Raw genomic sequence first — 23,138 nt, forward strand, 5'->3', positions numbered from 1 at the left:
TATGCTCGGACTCCACCCCGTGCCGGACCACCCCGCAGGAAAGAGGGCTCCATGATCCGCAGCAAACTGCCGAACGTCGGCACGACCATCTTCACCACCATGTCCCAGCTCGCCGCGCAAACCGGCGCGCTCAACCTGTCCCAGGGTTTCCCCGATTTCAATGGCCCGCAGCCGCTGCTCGATGCGGTCGGCCGACACGTGGCCGCTGGCAACAACCAGTACGCGCCGATGACCGGGTTGCCGGTGTTGCGGCAGCAGGTCGCGGCGAAGATCGCCCGGCTTTATGGCGCCCAGGTGGACGCCGATCAGGAAGTGACCATCACGCCTGGCGCCACCGAGGCGATCTTCTGTGCGATCCAGGCGGTGATCCAGGCTGGCGGCGAGGTGATCGTCTTCGACCCGTCGTACGACAGCTACGAGCCGTCGGTAGAGCTGGCCGGTGGTCGCTGCGTGCATGTGCAGCTAAGTGATGGCGATTTTCGCATCGACTGGCAGAAGTTCAGCGATGCCCTGACCCCGCGCACGCGCATGGTCATCCTCAACTCGCCGCACAACCCCAGCGGCGCCCTGATCACCCGTGAAGACCTCGACCAGCTTGCCGCCTTGATTGCCGAGCGCGACATCTACCTGGTGAGCGACGAGGTCTACGAGCACCTGGTCTACGACGGCGTACGCCATGCCAGCGTGCTGGCTCACCCGCAGCTGTATGCGAGGGCCTTCGTGGTCAGCTCGTTCGGCAAGACCTACCACGTCACCGGCTGGAAGACCGGCTATGTGATTGCACCGCCTGCGCTGAGCGCTGAGCTGCGCAAGGTCCACCAGTACGTCAACTTCTGCGGCGTGACGCCGCTGCAATGGGCGCTGGCCGACTTCATGGCCGAACACCCGGAGCATATCGACGAACTGCCAGGCTTCTACCAGGCCAAGCGCGACCTGTTCTGCGACCTGCTGCAAACATCGCGATTTGCCTTCACCCGCACCGCGGGCACCTATTTCCAGTTGGTGGATTACTCGGCCATCCGTCCCGACCTCAATGATGTGGAGATGGCCTTGTGGCTGACCCGCGAACACGGCGTGGCGACCATCCCGGTGTCGGTGTTCTACCAGCGCCCCATCCCCGAGCAACGCCTGGTGCGCCTGTGCTTTGCCAAACGTGAGGAGACGCTGCGTCAGGCGGCGGAAAAACTATGCGCGATCTGAGTCAACTGCCGAACCTGAAGCTCGCCCTGGTGCAGACCACCCTGGCCTGGCATGACCGCGAGGGCAACCATGCGCACTTCGAGGTGTTGCTGGAACAGGCCCGTGGCGCTGACCTGGTGATCCTGCCGGAGATGTTCACCACTGGCTTCTCGATGGAGTCCGAACGCCTTGCCGAGCCCGAGCATGGTCCGACCTACAAGTGGCTCAAGGCACAGGCAAAGAAGATCGATGCGGTGATCACCGGCAGTGTGATCATCCAGGCCGCCGACGGCAGCCATCGCAATCGCCTGCTGTGGGCGCGACCGGACGGCGAGGTGCTGCATTACGACAAGCGCCACCTGTTCCGCATGGCGGGTGAGCACAAGCACTACACGCCTGGCGAGCGCCAGGTGCAGTTCGAGCTCAAGGGCTGGCGAGTTCGCCCGCTGATTTGCTACGACCTGCGCTTCCCGGTGTGGAGCCGCGACGCCCAGGACACCGACCTGCTGCTGTACACGGCGAACTGGCCGGCCGCGCGGCGCCAGCACTGGAACCGGCTGCTGCCGGCGCGGGGGATCGAGAACCTGTGCTACGTGGCTGCGGTGAATCGAGTGGGGACCGACGGCAAAGGCTTTGCCTATTCGGGTGACAGCCAGGTGCTGGACTTCCAGGGCGAGAGCCTGCTGAGTGCGGGGGAGGCCGACGGGGTGTTCAGCGCGGTGTTGAGCGCCGCTGACCTGGCGGCGTATCGGGCCAAGTTCCCGGCGAACCTGGATGCCGACACCTTCGAGCTGCATTGAAACTGCAGTGCTCTTTTCGCGGGCAAGCCCGCTCCCACAGGTAAAGCGTTACTCAATGCTTTACCTGTGGGAGCGGGCTTGCCCGCGAAAAGACCGATACATCAGGCGCTGGTCAGTACACATCCCGCCGATAGCGCCCATCCTCGATCAGCCGCTCGACGAGCTCTTCACCCAGAAGCCCCTTCAGCGCTGCATCCACGCCGCCTGCCATCCCCTGCAGGCTGCCGCAGACATACACACAGGCACCCTCGTCGATCCAGTTGCGCAGCTCTTCGCCTTGCTGCAACAGCACATCCTGCACATACACCTTTTCCGCCTGGTCTCGCGAGAACGCCAGGTCCAATCGTGCCAGATCGCCGCTGTCCAGCCAGCCTTGCAGCTCGCGGCCGCAGAGCAGATCGTGGGCGCGGTTGCGTTCGCCGAACAGCAGCCAGTTGCGCTGCTCACCACTCGCGATCCGGGCCTTGAGCAGGCTGCGCAGGCCTGCCAGGCCAGTCCCGTTGCCGATCAGCACCATCGGTACCGAGGCGGCCGGCAGGTGGAAGCTGCTGTTGCGGCGCAGACGCAGACTGGCATGGCCGTCCATGGGCAGGTATTCGGTCAGCCAGCCGGAGCCCAGCCCGAGGCTGCCATCGGCATGACGCTCCTGGCGCACGATCAGTTCCAGCACGCCGTCGCTGGCGATCGAGGCGATGGAGTATTCGCGGGCACCGAGTGGAATCAGTGAATCGACCAGGGCCTGGGCGTGCAGGCCGACCAGATGCTCGCGGCTGGTTGGCAACTGGCGGCTGGCCAGCGCCTGGCCAAGCGGTTCGACAAGACCGTCAAGTTGCACCGACAGATTCGCATCGAGCCCCAACCCTTGCAGGAAGGCATCGATCCGCGCCTGGCTGTGGCGGGGCAGCACCTCGACCAGGTCGCCAGCGTCCCAGACGCTTGGGTGTTCGGCACTCAGGCCCAGCAAGTACACCGGTGCGCCCTGGCTCCCGGGGTTGAGGCGCTCGCGTCGTACCAGGCGCCAGTTGCCGTAGCTGGGCGGTTGCCAGGCGGCGAGCGGACGTGCGCCGGTCAGTTGCCCCAGGGCCTGCTGCCATTGTTGCAGGGCGTTCTGGTCGGCACTGTCGACTTCGATCGGGCTGAACGCGGTGGTCGCGCCACGCTCGGCCAGCCAGGCCTGCAAACGCCGGGCGAAACCGCAGAAATGCGGATACTGCCGATCGCCCAGGGCGAGCAGGGCGTAGTTCAGGTGTTGCAGGGCCCAGGGCTGGCCCAGCACCTTGCGCTCGAAGCCGCGGGCGCTGTCAGGCGCCTCGCCGTCACCGAAGGTGCTGACCACGAACAGCGCGCGACGGGCCTGGCGCAGCTCGTCCTCGCCCAGCTCGGCGAGCGAGCGCACCTGTACCGGCAAGCCCGCCGCCTGCAACTGCCCTGCGCTCTGCCAGGCCAGTTGCTCGGCCAGGCCACTCTGGCTGGCGAAGCCGATCAGCCAGCTGTCGCCGTTGGCGTTGGCGGTGTCGACCGAGCCTCGGGCGGCACGGACCTGGCGCTTCTTGCGGCGGCGATCGAGATACAGCAGCCAGCCGGTGACGAAGAACAGCGGCATGGTCAGGCTGGCGATGGTGAGGATGATCCTGCCCGGCAAACCGAAATAGCTGCCCACGTGCAGGGCGTAGACGCTCTGTAGCAGTTGGGCTTTGAACGACTTGTCGGTGTAGCGCTCGTGACGTTTGATCTGGCCGGTGGCGGGGTCAAGCGTCACGGTGTTGAAGGCGCGCTCGTGGGCCGAGTCATCGAGCAGGTAGAACAGCGTCGCCGGTTGCCCGCCGCCAGGTGGCAGGCGCAGGTTATAGCTGGCAAGGCGTGGGCCTGCGGCATCCTTCAGATTGCTCCAGATGGCGTCGTAGTCGACCACCAGCGGCGCTGCCTTGGCATCCGCTGCTTGTGGCCCGGGCCGGCCGCGACCTGCGCCGCGCTGATGCTGCTCGCCGGCTGCGGGTTTGTCGGCGAGCAGTTTGTTCAGGCCCTCGCGGTACCAGTCGTAGGACCAGAACAGGCCAGTCAGGGCAAACAGCAGGTAGAACAGCAGGCACCAGGTCCCTGCAACGGCGTGCAGGTCCCAGTTGAAGGCGCGGCCTTTCTTGGCCCAGTCGAAGCTCAGCCAGACCCGCCAGTTCAAGGCCCGGCGCGGCCAGCGCAGGTACAGGCCGGAGAGGCAGAAGAAGATCAGCATCAGGGTGCAGGCACCGGTGATCTGCCGGCCGGTATCGCCCATGGCCAGGAAGCGGTGCAACTGCAGCATGAGGTTGAAGAAGCCCAGGCCCGTCACTTCACCCTTGAGCTCGCCAGTGTAAGGATCGGCATAACGCAGCTCACCGCGGCGTTCGCCGGGCGGCGGGGTGAAGAAGAGGCGTGCGGCAGTGTCGGCGTGGGTATCGACCCAGAGCATCGCCACCTTGTCACCCTGGGCCAGTTCCGCACGGCGCACCAGTTCCGGCAGCGGCAGCACACCCTCCTGGCGCACCTCGACCTTGAGCACATCGGCGTTGAACAGGCGCAGCAGTTCTTCCTGGAACGACCAGATCGCACCGGTGATGCCCATCAGCGCCAGCACCAGGCCGGCGGTGATGCCAAAGAACCAGTGCAATTGGAACAGCGACTTCTTCAGCACATCGATCACCTTGTGTTGCTGCCACAGACCGCGCGGCGTGCATTATGCCTTGATACGTAAAAGCCCCGCTCACAGGAATGATCGGGGCGGGGGGCGTTCTGTCTAGTGCTCGACTGCACCGGCCTCTTCGCGGGCAAGCCCGCTCCCACAGGTGTTCCACAGGTTTGAGGATTGTGGTGTCCCTGCGGGAGCGGGCTTGCCCGCGAAGAGGCCGGTGCAGACTAGCCCAGTCCCATCATCAGAAGTGGACGCTGGTGGTCAGCAGCGCCGTACGCCCGGCCGCCTGGTTGGCGAAGTGGGTGGAGAAGGCCTTGTCGTAGTACACCTCGTTGGTCAGGTTCTGCACGTTCAGTTGCAGATCGACGTTCTTGGTCAGCTTGTATGCTGCCATGGCGTCGTAGCGCACGTAGCTGTCGACCATGGTGGTGTTGGCCACGCTGCCATACACGTCATCCACATAGAAGGCGCCGCCGCCAACGGTCAGCTTCGGTGTGATGGCGTAGGTGGTCCAGAGGCTGGCGCTGTTGTTCGGCGTATTCGGCAGCTGGTTGCCGTCGTTGGCCTTGCCCAGCGGGCCACCGTCGATCTGGCGTGCCTGCATGTAGGTGTAGCCGGCGAACACCTGCCACTTGTCGGTGAGCTTGCCGCTGGCCGACAGCTCGATGCCCTGCACGCGAGTTTCGCCGACGTTCTCGTAGGTGGTGGTGTTCACCTGGACGCGGGCGTTTTCCTTTTCGGTGCGGAACAGCGCAGCGGCCAGGGACAGGCGCTGGTCAAGCAGGTCCCACTTGGTACCGATCTCGTAGTTGGTGGTTTCTTCAGGTTCCAGGTCGCTGGACAGCAGGTTGCCCGAGCGGTCCGGGGTGCCCGGCAGCGGGTTGCCTTCCTGGCCTTCGCCGAGCATCGCGCCCGGTGGCGTGGCGGAGGTGGCGTAGGACACGTAGATGCTGCCGTTGTCCGCCGGTTTCCACACCAGGCCCAACTGGCCGGTGATGAACTCGCTCTTGTCGCGGCCCTTGGCAGTGGTGGCGCCGGCTGCGGTGTAGGTCTTGTAGTCGGTATCGAAGTGGTCGTAGCGCAGGCCCATGTTCAGCAGCCACTGCGGGGTCAGTTCGAGGGTGTCGAAGACGTACAGCGCGCGGGTCTTGCTGTTGGTGGTGGTGCCGGCGTAGTTGCGCGAGATCGCGCCGTTCCACGGGTCGTCCGGGTTGGGGTTGCTCAGCGAGGTGCAGTTGTAACCGCTGGAGACGATCATGCCCGGGGTGCAGTTGGTGCTGGCGTTGCCGGGCGAGGCTGGCGTGGTGTCGGTGTTGACGTTGTAGGAGGACCGTTCGCTTTCTTCGCGGCTCAGCTCGATGCCGGTGGAGAAGCTGTTCTTCAGGCCGCCCAGGTAGAACTCGCCGAACAGGTCGGTCTGGTTGGTGGTAGTGGCGGTATTGCCTACGCGGGTATTGGCGCGGCGCCAGACACTGCCGTTGTTGACGTTGCCCTTGCTGTCGTCCGGCTGGGTGAGGATGTAGTCCTGCATGCTGTTGCCGTGGCGCAGGGTGTTCTTGATGGTCAGCGAGTCCGACAGGTCGTGTTCGACGGCGATGGTGGCGATGTCTACCCGCGACTTGCGGAAGTCGCGGCCGGTCAGGCCGTAGAAGTTGTCGTGGTCGCCACCTGCGTAAGGCTTGCTCGGGTTGGCCGAGGTACGGGCGGCGGTGCCGCCGGCCGGTACGGTGTAGGGGATGCCCGAATCCGGCAGGTCGTCGCTTTCCAGGTGGTAGTAGTCGAGGTTGACGCGGGTCGGGGTGCCCAGGCCGAAGGCCAGCGACGGGGCGATGCCCCAGCGGTCGTAATTGACCTTGTCGCGCCCGGCGACGTTGCTCTCGTGGGTCATCAGGTTGAGGCGCCCGGCCACGCTGTCGCTGAACTGATAGTTGCCATCGAAGGTGTAGCGCTGGGTCTGGTCACTGCCCCAGGTCCAGGCGCCGTCGAGCGAGTTGCCCAGGTGGGCGCGCTTGCTCACCAGGTTGATGGTGCCGCCTGCCGCGCCGCGCCCGCCAATCGCAGAGTTCGGGCCCTTGGCCACTTCCACCGATTCGATGGCGAAGATCTCGCGTGTCTGTGCACCCGTGTCGCGCACGCCGTCCAGGTAGGTATCGCCCTGGGCGTCGAAGCCGCGGATGAAGGGGCGGTCGCCTTGCGGGTTGCCGCCTTCGCCGGCACCGAAGGTGATACCTGGTACGGTACGCAGTGCATCCTGCAGGCTCAGGGCGTTGGTGTCCTTGATCACCTGCTGCGGGATCACCGTGACCGAGCGCGGGGTGTCCACCAGCGGCGCAGTGTATTTCTGCGAGGAGGCTTTCTCGACCTTGTACTCGGTGCTCGCCTGTTCGGCCTTGCCGTTGACGCTGGTGGCGTCGAGCGTCACGGGCTGGGCTGCGGGGTCGGCGGCATAGGCCGAGGTCGCGCTGATGGCGACGCCGATGGCGCAGGTGAGCAGGCGTGGAGAGCTGACAGCGGATGGTACGTGGCGCATGTTGTTTTTGACCTTCCCCAAGGTGTGAAGGCCGCGGATGTTAATGTAAGCAATTGTAAGTAACAATTGAGACTCGTTACCATTCGCAAGAAACTTACAATCTTTACATTTTGCCCTTACGGTTTTTCCGGGTTCATGCGTCTGCGCCCGCCATCTGTATCAAAGAGATTGCCCAAACGGCACTTGCCTGTCGCAAAAGGGAATCAATATCATTGGGGCCTTTGCCCTCTGCCAGGTAACCCGCGCATGCTTCTGCACATCCCCGGCCTGTTCGACGCCGACGAGATTTCCCGCATCCGCCTGGCGCTGGAGCAGGCCGACTGGGCCGATGGCAAGGTCACTGCCGGCTACCAGTCGGCCAAGGCCAAGCACAACCTGCAACTGCCCGAAGGCCACGCCCTGGCCAAGGAGATCGGCAGCGCGCTGATCGACCGGCTATGGCGCAATCCGCTGTTCATGTCGGCGGCGTTGCCGCACAAGGTGTTCCCGCCGCTGGTCAATTGCTACCGCGAGGGTGGCAACTTCGGCTTCCACATCGACAATGCATTGCGCCAGCCCAAGGGCAGCCCCGAGCGGGTGCGCACCGACCTTTCGTCCACGCTGTTTCTCAGTGAGCCGGACAGCTACGACGGCGGCGAACTGGTGATCCAGGACACCTACGGTGTGCAGCAGGTCAAGCTGGCGGCAGGCGACATGGTGCTGTATCCGGGCACCAGCCTGCACAAGGTCAACCCGGTGACCCGTGGCGAGCGTTACGCGGCGTTCTTCTGGACCCAGAGCCTGGTGCGCGACGATGGCCAGCGCACGCTGCTGTTCGAGATGGACAACGCCATACGCCAGCTCGGTGCCGATGTGCCCGATCATCCGTCGCTGCTGCAACTGACCGGCACCTACCACAACCTGTTGCGTCGCTGGGCGGAGGTTTGAGCATGTCGTATCAGTTGCGGCGCGAGGATGTGATCGATGTCGCCGAGCTAAAGGCCATGCTCGAGCACAGCCCTGGCAAGGCCGCCCAGGCGATTCTTGCCGCAGCGGGGCAAGGTGTGGTCGAGGCGCAGGCATTGCTTGGGCAGATCCTGCTCGACGGGCACGGTATCGAACAGGATGAACGCTTGGCGCGGCATTGGTTCGCCATTGCCGCGCAGGCTGGCAATGCCATGGCCTTCAACATGCTGGGGCGTTGCCTGGAGCACGGCTGGGGTGGGGAGATCGACCTGACCCAGGCGGCCATCCATTACGCACAGGCCGCCGATGCCGACTCCGAGTGGGGCCTCTACAATCTGGGCAACCTGTTGGCTACCGGACGTGGAGTGCCGGTGAACCAGGCGCAGGCGCTGTTCTGCTACGAGAAGGCGGCGCACATGGGGCATGCCAAGTCGATGAACCTGTACGGACGTTATCTGGAGCAGGGCATCGCCACGACCGCGAGCCCGGTGCGGGCGGTGCGCTGGTATCGGCGTTCGGCCGAGGCGGGGGATTTTCGCGGAATGTTCAGTTTGGCGCTGGTGCTGGTGGAGCGAGGTGAGGTCGCCGAGGCTGCGCCATGGTTCGAGCGGGCGCGAGGGGAGGGCAACCTGAGCTTTCTGCGCAGTGCATTGGTGACGTTACAGAACGCAGGGCCGGTGCTGATGAGCTTTGCCGCGCGCTATGCCGAGGAACTGGAGCGGCGCGAAGAATGATGTCGCCTGTACTGGCCTCTTCGCGGGTAAACCCGCTCCCACAGGGACCGCGCCACATTGAAATCTGGCGCTGTACCCGCGAAGGGGCCAGTACAGGACGCCACAAACGAGAACGGGGCCTTGCGGCCCCGTTCGGGTATTACAGGTAGAACGCCTTCAGCGGCGGGAAACCGTTGAACTCCACCGCGCTGTAGCTGGTGGTGTAGGCGCCGGTCGACAGCCAGTACAGGCGGTCGCCAATGGCCAGGTTCAGCGGCAGGCCGTACTTGTAGTTCTCGTACATGATATCGGCGCTGTCGCAGGTCGGGCCGGCGATCACCACTTCTTCGGCTTCACCTTTCTTCTCGGTCCAGATCGGGAACTTGATGGCTTCGTCCATGGTTTCGATCAGGCCGGAGAACTTGCCCACGTCGGTGTAGATCCAGCGCTCGACCGCGGTGCGCGACTTGCGCGCCACCAACACCACTTCGCTGACCAGGATACCGGCGTTGGCGATCAGCGAACGGCCCGGCTCCAGGATGATTTCCGGGAGGTCGTCACCGAAGTCTTCCTTGAGGAAGCGGATGATCTCTTCGGCGTAGGTTTCCAGGCTGTTGGTGCGGGTGATGTAGTTGGCCGGGAAGCCGCCGCCCATGTTGATCAGCTTCAGCTCGATGCCGTCTTCTTCCTTCAGGCGCTCGAAGATCACCTTGACCTTGGCGATGGCCGCGTCCCAGACGCTGATGTCGCGCTGTTGGGAACCGACGTGGAAGGAGATGCCGTAGGGCACCAGGCCTAGGTCTCGGGCCAGGATAAGAAGGTCCATGGCCATGTCGGTCTGGCAACCGAATTTACGCGACAGCGGCCAGTCGGCAGTGGTCGAGCCTTCGGTGAGGATACGCACGTACACCTTCGAGCCCGGTGCGGCCTTGGCGATGTTGCGCAGGTCGGCTTCGGAGTCGGTGGCGTAGAGACGCACGCCCTTCTCGTAGAAGTAGCGGATGTCCTTGGACTTCTTGATGGTGTTGCCGTAGCTGATGCGGTCGGCGCTGACACCACGGCCCAGCACCTTGTCCAGCTCGTAGATCGAGGCGATGTCGAAGCTCGAGCCTTTATCCTTGAGCAGGTCGATGATCTCGACCGCCGGGTTGGCCTTGACTGCGTAGTAGACCTTGGCGAATTCGAAGCCCGCGCGCAGGTCGTCGTAGGCCTGGCTGATCATCTGGGTGTCGATGAGTACGAACGGGGTTTCCTGCTTGTCGGCGAACGCCTTCATTTTCTGGAAGGTATCGCGCGCGAAATAGTCTTCGACCTGGATCGACATGCTTAGGGACTCCATGGGCAAACTGAAAAGATAAGTGGCTGCAAACTGAACGTCCTCCGTATCCCCACTTTGGTTCGCCTACTTCCCAAGGCATGTCGCCGAAAGCAAAAAGGTCGCTGTAAAAAGCGGCGGCCTTGCTGTCTCGTCGTCAGTACTTGAGCCGGATGGATCGTTTCCAGCATGGACGTTCGGCGCGCACTTTAGGGCGTGAGGAATGCAGAATCAACCCGCAATCCCGGCGTGTTCCGGTGCAATCGACGAGCAGCCATTTGAATAACCGACTCGTGTGACCGGCAGATGTTCCCCAGGCCAATTCCAGCGTAAAGAATTGTGGAATGGAGCATGTCGGCCCGTTCGCCAGCGAACCCGTTTTCATAGGCGTCACGGTGTTTGGGCGGCGCCGTGCTCGATCGCGAAAAGCGCTTGGGTGTTCATATTTATGGCCACGCAGAGCGGGTACATCCGTGCCGGAATCCATCGATAAATTTTTTGTTACCAAGGCAAAAAAATGCCCTCGGTCGAACAGGCACACGCCGATTTGCCGCTTTTAATAAGAAGTATTACTATTTGCGACTTCTTGTCCCCGCCTCCCTGACGAGCCAGACCGTGTCCGGACACAAAGGCTTTCTCGACCACTATCACGAGCTGATCGGCACCTGGACGCGCAAGTTGCGCAGTCGTCAGCAGGCCGAGGATCTCGCCCACGATGCCTTCGTCCGCGTGCTGGAGAATCCGCGCGAGCAGGTCGAGCAGCCGCGCGCCTATCTGCACCAGACCGCGCGCAATATTGCGGTGGATGGTTTCCGTCGCGAAGACCGCCGTCAGGCCCTGGAAATTGAACTGTTCGATGAAGGCACCGGCCATGGCGGCGACCCGGAAGCCTATGTGCACGCGCTGGAGTTGGCCGACACGGTCGAGCGGGCGCTGGCGCAACTGCCGGTCAACTGTCGGCGGGTGTTCATCTGGCAGAAGCTCGAAGGCTTGACCCAGGCCGAGATCGCCAAGCGCATGGGTTTGACCAAGAACATGGTCGAAAAGTATATGATTCGCACGCTCCGACATCTGCGTGAGCACCTGGACGTGACTACCAGATGAGTCAGGAGACCCTTTCGATGAATCAGCAAGGCGCCGACAACCCGCGCGAACAGGCCGCCGCCTGGTTTGTTCGCATGCAGGACGCGCCCGATGACAGCGCCCTGCGCGAGCGTCTGCAGCATTGGCTGGACGAGCGCCCCGAGCATCGGCAGGAATACGAACTGCTCGGCAGGTTGTGGTGTGCAGCCGATTTCATCCCTCCCGAGCGCCTCGAAGCCTTGTGCGAACCAGAGCCGGTGCGCCAACTGCCGCGCAGGCGCCTGCTGCGCCAGGCCCTGGCCGCGGGGGTGGCGCTGGCCGCGCTTGGCCTGGGTTGGAGCGGCTGGCAGTACCAGCAAATGAACCACCACGACGTGCTCGCCACGCAGGCGGGCGAGCGCCGCATGTTCGAGCTCCCGGACGGCTCGCGCCTGGAGCTCAACAGTGCCACGCGCATCGACGTTGCGTTCAGCGCCGGGCGCCGGCAACTGCGGCTGCTGGCCGGCGAGGCGATGTTCAGCGTCGCCCACGACAGCAGCCGACCGTTCGTGGTCGATACCGCGCAAGGCAGCGTCACCGTCACCGGTACCCGTTTCGACGTGCGTCAGGACAACGGCCTGACCCGGGTTGCCGTCGAGCAGGGCTCGGTGAAGGTCGAGGGCGCGGCGGGCTCGCTGGCACAGTTGGGGGCAGGGCAGGGCGCGCATATCGACCACCAGGGCAAGGTCGCCGCGCCCTACACGATCAACGCCGCCACGCTCACCGCCTGGCGCCAGGGCAAGCTGGTGTTCGATAACGCCACCCTTGCCGAAGTGGTCAGTGAAGTCTCGCGCTACCGCAGCCATCCGCTGTATGTCGCACCGGGCAAGGTTGCCAACCTGCGCCTTTCCAGCACCTTCAGCACCGACGATCCGGATGCGCTGCTGCGGGCTCTGCCGAACATCTTGCCGGTGGCCGTGAAAACCCACTCCGACGGCTCCAGCGAAATAATCGCGAAATAAATTCAGGTTTTTTTCGCCTCGTTCGTCTTCCCCGCCAGCTGCAACTGCCAAGCATTTACATTTGCATGCGGTTGGCATTCATCCCGACTTTCAGGACTGATCGAAGACGTGAACAACAACAAGCCCCTGCTTCATCTGCGCCGCCTGGCGCTAGCCCTGGCGGTCAGCGCCGCTGCCACCCACGGTTATGCCGCCCAGGCCCCGGCCGCCATCCAGATCCAGGCCCAACCGCTGGCCCAGGCTTTGGCCCAGCTCGGCCAGCAGACCAACCTGCAACTGTTCTTCAGCCCGGACCTGGTGGCCGGCAAACAGGCGCCGGCGGTGTCCGGTAACCTGGCCCCCGAGCAGGCGCTGCAACAGTTGCTGCAAGGCAGCGGGCTGACCTACGAGATGTCCCAGGACACCGTGGTGGTCAAGCCGGTGCAGAGCGCTGGCACCTTGACCACCGGTAGCCTGGAACTGGCGCCTACGGATGTGAAGGTAGTGGGTGACTGGTTGGGCGACGCCGACCAGACCGTGGTGCAGAACCACCCCGGTGCGCGTACCGTGGTGCGCCGCCAGGAAATGGTCGAGCAGGGCACCATGAACGTGCGCGACGCGCTGCGTGGTATCCCGGGTGTGCAGGTACAGGACTCCAACGGCACCGGCGGCAGTGACCTGTCGCTCAACGTCGGGGTGCGCGGCCTGACCTCGCGCCTGTCGCCACGCTCGACCGTGCTGATCGACGGCGTGCCGGCGGCCTTTGCTCCTTATGGCCAGCCGCAGTTGTCGATGGCGCCGATCTCCTCGGGCAACCTCGACAGCATCGACGTGGTCCGCGGTGCAGGCTCGGTGCGTTATGGCCCGCAGAACGTCGGCGGGGTCATCAACTTCGTCACCCGGGCGATCCCGGAAAAAGCCACGGCCGAGCTGGGCACCACCCTGGAAACCTCCAGGTACGGTGGCTGGAAACACACAGAGTCGGCCTTCGTCGGCGGTACTGCCGACAACGGCATCGGCGTCGCGTTGCTGTACTCCGGCGTCAACGGTAACGGCTACCGCCGCAGCAACAACGACAACGACATCGATGACGTGCTGCTCAAGACCCACTGGGCACCCACCGACAGCGACGAGTTCTGGCTCAACTTCCACTACTATGACGGCCGCGCCGACATGCCCGGTGGCCTGACCCAGGCGCAGTTCGACCGCGATCCGTACCAGTCGGTACGCGACTACGACTACTTCAGCGGCCGTCGCAAGGACGTCTCGTTCAAGTGGCAGCGCCAGCTCGACGAAGCCACTCAGTTCGAAGTGCTGACCTACTACACCGACAGCTTCCGCGGCAGCGCCATTGCCGCCCGCGACCAGCGCACCCTGTCGTCGTTCCCGCGTAACTACACCACCTTCGGTATCGAGCCACGCGTGTCGCGGGTCTTCTTCACCGGGCCTGTGACCCAGGAAGTCAGCGTCGGTTATCGCTACCTGAAGGAAACCATGCGCGAGCAGGCATCGCGCCTGGCGCTGATCGACAACGTACCGACCGTCACCCCGACTTCCGATGGCCACGTCTACCAGGACCGTACCGGTGGTACCGAGGCCAGTGCCTACTACATCGATGACAAGATCGACGTCGGCAACTGGACCATCACCCCGGGCATCCGCTTCGAGCACATCAACACTGACTGGCGCGACCGTCCGGTGCTGGACACCAACAACCGCCCGGTGCCGGAGAAGAACCGCAGCATCACCAGCAACGAGCCGCTGCCGGCCCTGAGCGTGATGTACCACATGTCCGAGGCGTGGAAATTGTTCGCCAATTACGAGACCTCGTTCGGTAGCCTGCAGTACTTCCAGCTGGGCCAGGGCGGCTCGGGTGACAACACCGCCAACGGCCTGGAGCCGGAGAAAGCCAAGACCTACGAGATCGGTACCCGCTATGACGACGGCCACTTCGCTGGCGAGCTGACTGCGTTCTACATCGACTTCGACGACGAACTGCAGTACATCAGCAACGACGTGGGCTGGACCAACCTGGGCGCGACCAAGCACCAGGGTATCGAGGCATCGGTGCGCTATGACCTGGCCGGCCTGGATCCGCGACTGGACGGCCTGTCGGCCAACGCCGGCTTCACCTACACCCGTGCTACCTATGAAGGTGAGATCCCTGGCTTCAAGGGACGCGACCTGCCGTTCTACTCGCGTCAGGTGGCCACGGCCGGGCTGCGTTACCAGATCAACCGCTGGACCTGGAACCTGGATGCCTATGCCCAATCCAAGCAGCGCGCACCGGGCACCGGGGTCAATGCCGACGGCAGCTTCACCGGCAACTACATCACCCAGCCGAGCGCCGATGGACAGTACGGCAACATTCCGGGCTATGTGACCTGGCATGCGCGTGGTGGCTATGACTTCGGCCCGCAGCTGTCGAACCTGAAGCTGGCGGCGGGGGTGAAGAACATCTTCGACAAGCAGTACTACACCCGTTCCAGCGACAACAACGCCGGGTTGTACGTGGGTGAGCCGCGCACTTTCTATGTGCAGGCCAGTGTAGGGTTCTGATACCGAGTCGCCCCATTCGCGGGCAAGTCGGATCGCCGCACCGCCGCTCCCACAGGGTCCAGCGCAATCCCTGAGGCTGGCGCTGTACCCTGTGGGAGCGGCGGTGCGGCGATCCGACTTGCCCGCGAATAGGCCCGTACAAGCACTACCTATCCAGGATTCGACATTGCCGGGGCGCAAAGCGCCCCCAGCAATTTAAAGGGCCACCGTCTCGGCAGGCGACACAATGCTGGTCTTGGCCCCGCGCGAGCGCCCGGAACTCAGGTAGGCCGCAATGGACTCCTGGGTCACCTCGCCGAGAAACACCTGCTCGGCATCCAGCACCGGCAACCAGGCCCGATTGAACTCGTACATGCGCGACAACAGGATGCGCAGGTGCTCGTCATGGGATGCGGTGGCATTGAACGATCGCAGGAAGTCCCCACAGGTGCCTTGCTGACGGTGCATGTCGCGCCGACGCACATACCCCATCGCCTTGTTCGCCGCATCGGTGACCACCACGTAGCGGCGGTCGTGCTCGTCGAGCAACTCCAGTGCCTCGCTCACCGGGGTCTCGGGGCTGACCGACGGCGCGTTGTCCGCGGCATCTTCTGCGCGCACCAGCAGCAGGCGCTTGAGGGTGCTGTCCTGGCCGACGAAGTTGCTGACGAAGTCGTCCACCGGATGCGCCAGCAGCGTGTCCGGGTGGTCCAGTTGCAGCAGCTTGCCTGCGCGGAAGATGGCGATCTTGTCGCCCAGCTTGATGGCCTCGTCGATGTCGTGGCTGACCATGATCACGGTCTTGTTCAGCGCCCGCTGCATCTCGAAGAACTCGTTCTGGATCATCTCGCGGTTGATCGGGTCGACCGCACCGAACGGCTCGTCCATCAGCAGCACCGGGGCCTCGGCCGCCAGCGCGCGGATCACGCCGATGCGCTGCTGCTGGCCACCCGACAGTTCGCGAGGGTAGCGCTGCAGGTATTGCTTGGGCTCGAGCTTGATCATGCTCATCAGCTCGCGGGCGCGGTCATGGCAGCGCTGCTTGTCCCAGCCGAGCAGGCGCGGCACTACGGTGATGTTTTCCTCGATGGTCATGTTGGGGAACAGACCGATCTGCTGGATCACGTAGCCGATGTGTCGGCGCAGGGTCACTTCGTCAAGGCCGGTGGTGTCCTCGCCATTGATGAACACCTGGCCGGAGGTCGGGGTGATCAGGCGGTTGATCATCTTCAGCGTGGTGCTCTTGCCGCAGCCGGAAGGGCCGAGGAACACGCAGATTTCGCCTTCGTTGACGGTGAGGCTGACCGAGTCGACGGCTTTGACGTCCTTGCCGTTGACGTTGAAGGTCTTGCTGAGGTTCTTGAGTTCGATCATGAGCGCAGTCCTTCTGGAGTCAGGGCACGTTGCAGGGTTTGCAGGAGCAGGTCGGCGATGATCGCCAGCAGGCTGACCAGCACGGCGCCGACCAGCAGCATCGACATGTCGCTGCGGCTGATGGAGGTAAGAATGAGCACACCCAGGCCGCCGGCACCGATGGTCGCGGCGATGGTCATCACGCCGATGTTCATCACCACGGCGGTGCGCACGCCGGCGAGGATCACAGGTACGGCGATGGGCAGCTCGACCATGCGCAGGCGCTGGCCGAAGGTCATGCCGATGCCGCGTGCCGCTTCGCGGATGCCAGGCTCGACGTTGGTCAGGGCCAGGTAGGTGTTGCGCAGGATCGGCAGCAGCGAATAAAGGAACACCGCCGTGATCGCCGGCAGCGGGCCGAGGCCCTGGCCGAACTTGCTGTAGAACGGCAGCAGCAGGCCGAACAGGGCAATCGACGGGATGGTCAGCAGTACCGTGGCGCTGGCTTGCAGCGGGCCGGCCAGTACCGGGAAGCGGGTCATCAGGATGCCCAGCGGCACGCCGATGACGATGGCCAGGCTGACGGCGATGCCAACCAGCATGATGTGTTGCCCGGTCAGTTGCAGGACCAGGGCCCAGTCGAGATGGGCGAAAGTATCGATCAGGTTCATCGCGCGACCTCGCTGAAGGCATGTTCACGCAGGAAAGCGGCCGCCACGCTGGACGGGCTCTGGTGCTCGACATCGACCTTGGCGTTGAGCTGGCGCATGGTCTCGTCGTCGAGCGTCTCGGCCAGCGGCTTGAGCAGGTCGGCCAGTTGCGGATGGGCGTCGAGCACGGCCTTGCGTACCACCGGCGCGGCGGTGTAGTCGGGGAAGTAGTGCTTGTCGTCGTCCAGCAGCTTGAGGTCGAAGGCGCTGAGGCGACCGTCGGTGGTGTAGACCAGGCCGGCGAACACTTGGTTGTTGCGCAGGGCGGTGTAGACCAGGCCCGCATCCATCTGGCGGATGTTGGCGCGCCCCAGTTGCATGCCGTACATCGCCTGCAGGCCATCGAGACCGTCGGGGCGATTGGCGAACTCGGTGTCCAGCGCCACCAGGTGCTTGCGCGCCTGTTCGTCCTGCAGCACCTGGTTCAGCTGGCTGATGGTGGTGACCTGCGGGTAGGCTTCGGCGACCTTGCGTGGCAGGGCCAGGGCATAGGTGTTGCTGAACTTGGAGGGGGTCAGCCAGATCAGGTCCTTCTTCGCATCCAGGGCCTTGACCTTGTTGTAGGTCGCTTCGGCGCTGGGCATGCGTTCCTCGATGTGGTTGTACGAAACCAGCGATACCCCGGTGTACTCCCACATCAGGTCGAGCTGCCCGGTTTCGTGGGCCTGGCGCGCCAGGCTGCTGCCCAACCCGCCGGTGACTCGGACCTGGAAGCCGTTGGCACGCAGGTACTGGGCAGTGATTTCGGCGAGCACGGTCTGCTCGGTGAACACCCGCGCGCCGATGCGCACCAGGGGTTTTTCTGCAGCTTGGGCAAAACCTGCGCATAGCAGTGCCGCGCCCAGCAGCAAGGCGATTGTCTTTTTCATGGGTTCCCTCTTGTTATCCGGCCAGGCCGCGTTCCAGCCAGCGCTTGCTGGAGAAGCTCACCAGGGCATCCAGTACCAGGGCCAGGAGCGCCGTGCAGGCGGCGCCCAGCAGCAGCTGTGGCTGGTTGTTCAGGGCGATGCCGGGGAAGATCAGGCTGCCAAGGCTGTTGGCGCCGATCAGAAACGCCAGTGGTGCGGTGCCCACATTCAACGCCAGGGCCACGCGCACGCCGCCGACGATGATCGGCACGGCGTTGGGCAGCTCGACCTGCCAGAGTTGCTGGCGCGGGGTCATGCCGATGCCGGTGGCGGCTTCCTTGAGCGAGGCGGGGACGTTTTTCAGGCCCTCGTAGGTGTTGCGCACGATGGGCAGCAGGGAGGCGAGGAACAGCGCGAAGATCGCAGGGCCTGCGCCGATGCCCAGAATGCTCAGGGCAATGGCCAGAACGGCCAGGGGGGGAATGGTGTTGCCAACGTTGAAGAACTGCATGAAGCGCTCGGCTTTGTCGACCCGGTGCGGTCGACTGAGCGCAATGCCGGCGGGGATGCCCACGGCCAGCGCCGCCGCCATCGAAGCCAACACCAGTACCAGGTGCGCTTGCAGGTAGAACCCAAGATCGTCGCGGTAACGCGCGATCGTGTCAGTGCCGATCCAGTGGATCAGCAGGGCCAGGATGACGAGCACGCAGGCCCATCCCATCAGCCCTTTTCCGTAGCGTTTCGCCACAGGTGGACTCCTTATGTCGTCGGCGGACACACTTCTTCGTAGCCGGCCCGTGCGGGAGGCGGGTGGTGTGTTCGCGAGTAGCAGCATGACGCCTGCGAGGCAGTGCGTTCATGCCATGAGTCGAGCCCCGTCAGGCTCGTGAATGCTGGTGAAACCAGCCCTGAACCGAAACGGGTTGCAGGGGAGTGGACGTCTCCGAGGGCGTAAAGGTTCCCATCTGAGGCGGCATTTGGCCAGTGTTAATCACTGGCTAAGCAGGATAAAGGCGCGTGAAAAATGCGATTTGTCGCGCTGCAGGCGTTGAAAACACTAAGGTGGAGGGCTTTTGGGCGATGCCATGAATTTAGAGTGACTGGGCAGGCTTCTTCGCAGGGCATCGCCAACCCGTAGGCGCGGGCGTGCCCCGCGAAGAGGCCGGTTCTGCAATCACTCGTGCAGCCGGCTTTGGTCCAAGCCCGAGTTCAGGTATGATATCGCCCCATTTTTCGATCCCCAGTCAGGCGATTTCCCATGACCAACCAGGCCGCCGAAGTCGCGAAGCGCCGCACTTTCGCAATCATTTCCCACCCCGACGCCGGTAAGACCACCATCACCGAGAAGCTCCTGCTGATGGGCAAGGCAATCTCCGTCGCGGGGACCGTGAAGTCGCGCAAGTCCGACCGCCATGCCACCTCCGACTGGATGGAAATGGAGAAGCAGCGTGGCATCTCCATCACCACCTCGGTGATGCAGTTCCCGTACCGCGAGCACATGATCAACCTGCTCGACACCCCCGGCCACGAAGACTTCTCCGAAGATACCTACCGTACCCTGACCGCCGTGGACTCGGCGCTGATGGTGCTGGACGGCGGTAAGGGTGTAGAGCCGCGTACCATCGCCCTGATGGACGTGTGCCGCCTGCGCGACACGCCCATCGTCAGCTTCATCAACAAACTCGACCGTGACATCCGCGACCCGATCGAACTGCTCGATGAAATCGAAGCGGTACTGAAGATCAAGGCCGCGCCGATCACCTGGCCGATCGGTTGCTACCGCGACTTCAAGGGCGTGTACCACCTCACCGGTGACTACATCATCGTCTACACCCCGGGTCACGGCCACGAGCGCACCGAAGCCAAGATCATCCAGAAGCTGGATTCCGATGAGGCCCGCGCCCATCTGGGCGACCAGTACGATGGCTTCGTCGAGCAACTGGAGCTGGTGCAGGGCGCCTGCCACGAGTTCAACCAGGACGAGTTCATCAACGGCCAGCTCACGCCTGTGTTCTTCGGGACCGCCCTGGGCAACTTCGGTGTCGACCATGTGCTCGATGCGGTCGTCGACTGGGCACCGCGTCCGCTGGCACGCGTGGCGCACGAGCGCACCGTGGAGCCGGTGGAAGAGAAGTTCACCGGTTTCGTGTTCAAGATCCAGGCGAACATGGACCCCAAGCACCGCGACCGTATCGCCTTCATGCGTATCTGCTCGGGCAAGTACGAGAAGGGCATGAAGATGCGCCATGTGCGCCTGGGCAAGGACCTGCGCATCGGCGATGCGCTGACCTTCTTCTCTTCCGAGCGTGAACAGCTCGAAGAGGCATATGCCGGCGACATCATCGGCCTGCACAACCACGGCACGATCCAGATCGGCGACACCTTCAGCGAAGGCGAAGCGCTGGGCTTCACCGGTATCCCGCACTTCGCCCCGGAACTGTTCCGCCGTGTGCGCCTGAAAGACCCGCTGAAATCCAAGCAGCTGCGCCAGGGCCTGCAGCAGTTGGCCGAGGAGGGCGCGACCCAGGTGTTCTTCCCCGAGCGCAGCAACGACATCATCCTCGGTGCGGTCGGTGTTCTGCAGTTCGATGTGGTCGCCAGCCGCCTGAAGGAAGAGTACAAGGTCGAGTGTGCCTACGAGCCGATCACCGTCTGGTCGGCACGCTGGATTGCCTGCGACGACAAGAAGAAACTCGAGGAATTCCAGAACAAGGCCATGGAGAACCTCGCCATCGATGGCGGTGGCCACCTGACCTACCTGGCACCGACCCGGGTCAACCTGTCGTTGATGGAAGAGCGCTGGCCTGACGTGCAGTTCCGCGCGACCCGCGAACACCACTGATCCCCTGCAAGATTGCGGCACAAGGCCGCTTCCGGGTAATGCGCCGATGGGCGCGTGATACCCGGAAGCGGCCTTTTGCCGTTATCGGGGGTGGTGTGCGCAATTTTTTTCACGGGGGGGTGAGGTAACCCGGCGCGGCATCCGTGTAGTGAGTGAAAGTGCGATTCATTCGCAATAAATCCGTTCTCTCACAGGTCAGCGTCCATGAAGTTCACCCCGCGTTGCGTCCCTCTCTGGTTCGGTCTCTGCACCCTGTCCGCAGTGGCGCTGACACCCCTGGCTCGCGCCGCCGAGCAGGTTCAGGTGTATACCTTCGCCCAGCCCGGCCAACCACTGGCCCAGGCCCTCAACGCCTTCAGCCGCACTACCGGGCAAAGCGTGGTGTACACCTTCGAGCTCCCCAGCCAGCAGGCGCCTGCGCTCAACGGCTCGTTCAGCGCCGAGCAGGCCTTGCAGCAACTGCTTGGCCAATCCGGGCTGGCCTGGCGCCGCGTCGATGCGCGCACCCTGACCCTGGAACCTCTCGACACGTCAGGCGCCTTGAACCTGCAAGCCACCACCGTGACCTCGCAGATGGACAGCTTCAGCTACCAGCCACCGGCCAGCCCCTCGATCATGCGCGGCCAGGGGACGAACCTGGAAACGCCCCACGCCATCAACGTGGTTCCCGCACAGGTGCTGCGCGACCAGGCGCCGCGCAACCTCGATGATGCCTTGGCCAACGTCAGCGGTATCACCCAGGGCAACAACTTTGGCGGCACCTCCGACACGGTGATGAAACGCGGCTTTGGCGACAACCGCGACGGCTCGATCATGCGCGACGGCATGCCGATCGTGCAGGGGCGCAGCCTCAACGCCACCACCGAACGCGTTGAAGTACTCAAGGGGCCAGCGTCGCTGCTGTACGGTATCCAGGATCCGGGTGGGGTCATCAACGTGGTCAGCAAGCGCCCGCAGCTCGAGCAATACAACGCCCTGACCCTGCGCGGCTCGACCTATGGCAGCGGCAAGAATGGCAGCGGTGGCAGTTTCGACAGCACCGGTGCACTGGGCGACAGCAACCTGGCCTATCGCTTGATCGTCGATCATGAAGATGAAGACTACTGGCGCAACTACGGCGTGCACCGCGAGTCGCTGGTGGCGCCGTCGCTGGCCTGGTTTGGCGAGGACACCCAGGTGCTGCTGGCCTATGAGCACCGCGAGTTCCTGTATCCGTTCGACCGTGGCACGGCGATCAGCAACCGCACCAATCACCCGCTGGATATCCCGGCCACTCGCCGCCTGGACGAGCCGTTCAACGACATGGAAGGCCGCTCGGACCTGTATCGCCTTGAAGTCGATCACCAGTTGGCGGACGACTGGAAACTGCATTTCGGCTACAGCTTCAACCGTGAAACCTACGACGCCAGCCAGGTGCGGGTGACAGGCGTCAACGACGCCCGTGGCACCCTGACCCGCAGCATCGACGGCACCCACGGCGCCATGAGCCGCGACCAGTTCGCTACCCTGAGCCTGAACGGCAATGTGCAACTGGGCGGGATGCAACATGACCTGCTGCTGGGCTTCGACCATGAAGACCGCAAGGTCTACCGCGCCGACCTGATCCGCCAGGCCAGCCGCTCGACCTTCAGCTACCTCAACCCGGTCTATGGCCAGGAGCCTGAAGGCAGCACCGTGCGTGCCAGCGACAGCGACCAGACCGACAAGCTGCGCACCGACTCGCTGTTCTTCCAGGACGCCGTGCACCTGGACGAGCACTGGATCGCCGTGGCCGGTGTGCGCCTGCAACAGTACGACCAGCTCGCCGGTCGCGGCCGACCCTTCACCACCAACACCGACACCAGCGACCGCGCCTGGACTCCGCATGCCGGGCTGGTCTACAAGGTCGACGAGCAACTGTCGTTCTATGGCAGCTACAGTGAGTCGTTCAAGCCCAACTCCAGCATCGCCCCGCTGAGCGGCGGGCTGGTGCTCGATTCCTCCATCGCCCCGGAGGAGGGCAAGGCCTGGGAACTGGGGGCCAAGCTCGACATTCCCGGGCAGATCACCGGCACCCTGGCGCTGTTCGACATCACCAAGCGCAATGTCCTGGTGGCCAACTTCGACACCCGCACCGGCGAAACCCTGTACAGCAATGCCGGCGAAGTCAGCTCGCGTGGCGTCGAACTGGACCTGAGCGGCCAGCTCAGCGAACGCTGGAGCCTGATCGGCAGCTATGCCTTCACCGACGCCGAAGTGACCAAGGACCCGGCCCTCAAGGGTAATCGCCTGCAGAACGTGGCGCGCCATACCGGCTCGCTGTCGGCGGTGTACGACTACGGCAGCCTGTTCGGTGGTGATCGTCTACGCGTGGGAGCGGGTGCGCGCTATGTCGGTGAGCGGGCAGGTAACCCGACCAACGACTTCGACCTGCCGGCCTACACCGTGGCCGACGCCTTCGCCAGCTACGAGACCAAGCTGGATGCGCACAAGGTGCGTTTGCAGTTGAACGTGAAGAACCTGTTCGACAAGGTGTACTACAGCTCGGCGGTGAACCGGTACTTCGTGGCTATTGGCGACGCACGGCAGGTGAGTGTATCGAGTACGTTGGAGTTCTGAGGCAGGTCAGCAGCACTCTACTTCAATGGCGAACTAGGG

Annotated in this window: 16 protein-coding genes; 9 read left to right on the forward strand and 7 right to left on the reverse strand. The window is 63.8% G+C overall.

Annotation, left to right across the window (positions count from 1 at the left end; translation table 11 throughout):
• Positions 1–51 precede the first annotated feature (51 nt).
• Together APH44_RS10125 and APH44_RS10130 are read left to right on the forward strand one after the other, a co-directional pair.
• On the forward strand, positions 52–1,200 hold the full coding sequence (locus tag APH44_RS10125) for a pyridoxal phosphate-dependent aminotransferase (RefSeq protein WP_054892559.1): 1,149 nt from the start codon (positions 52–54) through the stop codon (positions 1,198–1,200).
• Positions 1,188–1,979: an amidohydrolase gene (locus APH44_RS10130; RefSeq protein ID WP_054892560.1), complete on the forward strand. Its 792-nt coding sequence runs from the start codon at positions 1,188–1,190 to the stop codon at positions 1,977–1,979. Before APH44_RS10125 ends, APH44_RS10130 begins: the two co-directional genes overlap by 13 nt.
• Before the next feature lie 112 nt (positions 1,980–2,091).
• Here APH44_RS10130 and APH44_RS10135 read toward each other — a convergent pair whose 3' ends face one another.
• Together APH44_RS10135 and APH44_RS10140 are read right to left on the reverse strand one after the other, a co-directional pair.
• A complete protein-coding gene (locus APH44_RS10135; protein WP_054892577.1) occupies positions 2,092–4,647 on the reverse strand; it encodes a sulfite reductase flavoprotein subunit alpha in 2,556 nt (851 codons plus the stop codon).
• Positions 4,648–4,885: 238 nt separating this feature from the next.
• Positions 4,886–7,174 carry a TonB-dependent siderophore receptor gene (locus APH44_RS10140; RefSeq protein ID WP_054892561.1) on the reverse strand — a complete coding sequence of 763 codons (2,289 nt, stop codon included), beginning with the start codon at positions 7,172–7,174 and terminating at the stop codon, positions 4,886–4,888.
• Positions 7,175–7,420: 246 nt separating this feature from the next.
• Between APH44_RS10140 and APH44_RS10145 the strand changes: the two genes are divergently transcribed.
• Together APH44_RS10145 and APH44_RS10150 are read left to right on the forward strand one after the other, a co-directional pair.
• Positions 7,421–8,101 carry a Fe2+-dependent dioxygenase gene (locus APH44_RS10145; RefSeq protein WP_054892562.1) on the forward strand — a complete coding sequence of 227 codons (681 nt, stop codon included), beginning with the start codon at positions 7,421–7,423 and terminating at the stop codon, positions 8,099–8,101.
• A gap of 2 nt (positions 8,102–8,103) precedes the next feature.
• The gene (locus tag APH44_RS10150; RefSeq protein ID WP_054892563.1) at positions 8,104–8,853 is read left to right on the forward strand and encodes a tetratricopeptide repeat protein; all 750 of its coding nucleotides are present in this window, start codon (positions 8,104–8,106) and stop codon (positions 8,851–8,853) included.
• A 139-nt stretch (positions 8,854–8,992) separates the two neighbouring features.
• Here the strand turns inward: APH44_RS10150 and APH44_RS10155 are convergent, their stop codons facing one another.
• Complete coding sequence (locus APH44_RS10155) at positions 8,993–10,156, reverse strand: type III PLP-dependent enzyme (protein WP_054892564.1); 1,164 nt, start codon at positions 10,154–10,156, stop codon at positions 8,993–8,995.
• Between the two features lie 606 nt (positions 10,157–10,762).
• Here APH44_RS10155 and APH44_RS10160 point away from each other — a divergent pair.
• The 3 genes from APH44_RS10160 (at position 10,763) to APH44_RS10170 (ending at position 14,769) form a co-directional block, all read left to right on the forward strand.
• Positions 10,763–11,251: an RNA polymerase sigma factor gene (locus APH44_RS10160; protein WP_054892565.1), complete on the forward strand. Its 489-nt coding sequence runs from the start codon at positions 10,763–10,765 to the stop codon at positions 11,249–11,251.
• A 17-nt stretch (positions 11,252–11,268) separates the two neighbouring features.
• A complete protein-coding gene (locus APH44_RS10165) occupies positions 11,269–12,231 on the forward strand; it encodes a FecR family protein (protein ID WP_054892566.1) in 963 nt (320 codons plus the stop codon).
• Between the two features lie 108 nt (positions 12,232–12,339).
• Positions 12,340–14,769 (forward strand): TonB-dependent receptor, encoded by a 2,430-nt coding sequence (locus tag APH44_RS10170; RefSeq protein WP_054892567.1) that lies wholly within the window; start codon positions 12,340–12,342, stop codon positions 14,767–14,769.
• Between the two features lie 195 nt (positions 14,770–14,964).
• Here APH44_RS10170 and APH44_RS10175 read toward each other — a convergent pair whose 3' ends face one another.
• From APH44_RS10175 to APH44_RS10190, 4 genes are read right to left on the reverse strand one after another with little or no spacing between them, the layout of a single operon-like run.
• A complete protein-coding gene (locus tag APH44_RS10175; protein WP_054892568.1) occupies positions 14,965–16,122 on the reverse strand; it encodes a betaine/proline/choline family ABC transporter ATP-binding protein in 1,158 nt (385 codons plus the stop codon).
• Positions 16,119–16,772 (reverse strand): ABC transporter permease, encoded by a 654-nt coding sequence (locus APH44_RS10180; protein ID WP_054892569.1) that lies wholly within the window; start codon positions 16,770–16,772, stop codon positions 16,119–16,121. The genes APH44_RS10175 and APH44_RS10180 overlap by 4 nt, the downstream gene beginning before the upstream one ends.
• Positions 16,769–17,680: a glycine betaine ABC transporter substrate-binding protein gene (locus APH44_RS10185; protein ID WP_054892570.1), complete on the reverse strand. Its 912-nt coding sequence runs from the start codon at positions 17,678–17,680 to the stop codon at positions 16,769–16,771. Before APH44_RS10185 ends, APH44_RS10180 begins: the two co-directional genes overlap by 4 nt.
• A gap of 13 nt (positions 17,681–17,693) precedes the next feature.
• Entirely contained in the window at positions 17,694–18,407 is a 714-nt protein-coding gene (locus tag APH44_RS10190; protein WP_054892571.1) for an ABC transporter permease, read from the reverse strand.
• A 510-nt stretch (positions 18,408–18,917) separates the two neighbouring features.
• On the opposite strand from APH44_RS10190, the gene APH44_RS10195 reads away from it, so the two are divergent.
• Together APH44_RS10195 and APH44_RS10200 are read left to right on the forward strand one after the other, a co-directional pair.
• Positions 18,918–20,501 carry a peptide chain release factor 3 gene (locus tag APH44_RS10195; protein WP_054892572.1) on the forward strand — a complete coding sequence of 528 codons (1,584 nt, stop codon included), beginning with the start codon at positions 18,918–18,920 and terminating at the stop codon, positions 20,499–20,501.
• 204 nt (positions 20,502–20,705) lie between these two features.
• Positions 20,706–23,099: a TonB-dependent receptor gene (locus APH44_RS10200; RefSeq protein WP_054892573.1), complete on the forward strand. Its 2,394-nt coding sequence runs from the start codon at positions 20,706–20,708 to the stop codon at positions 23,097–23,099.
• The last annotated feature ends 39 nt before the right edge of the window (positions 23,100–23,138 follow it).

It is taken from the genome of Pseudomonas sp. NBRC 111143 (assembly GCF_001320965.1).
Lineage (GTDB): Bacteria > Pseudomonadota > Gammaproteobacteria > Pseudomonadales > Pseudomonadaceae > Aquipseudomonas > Aquipseudomonas machongensis.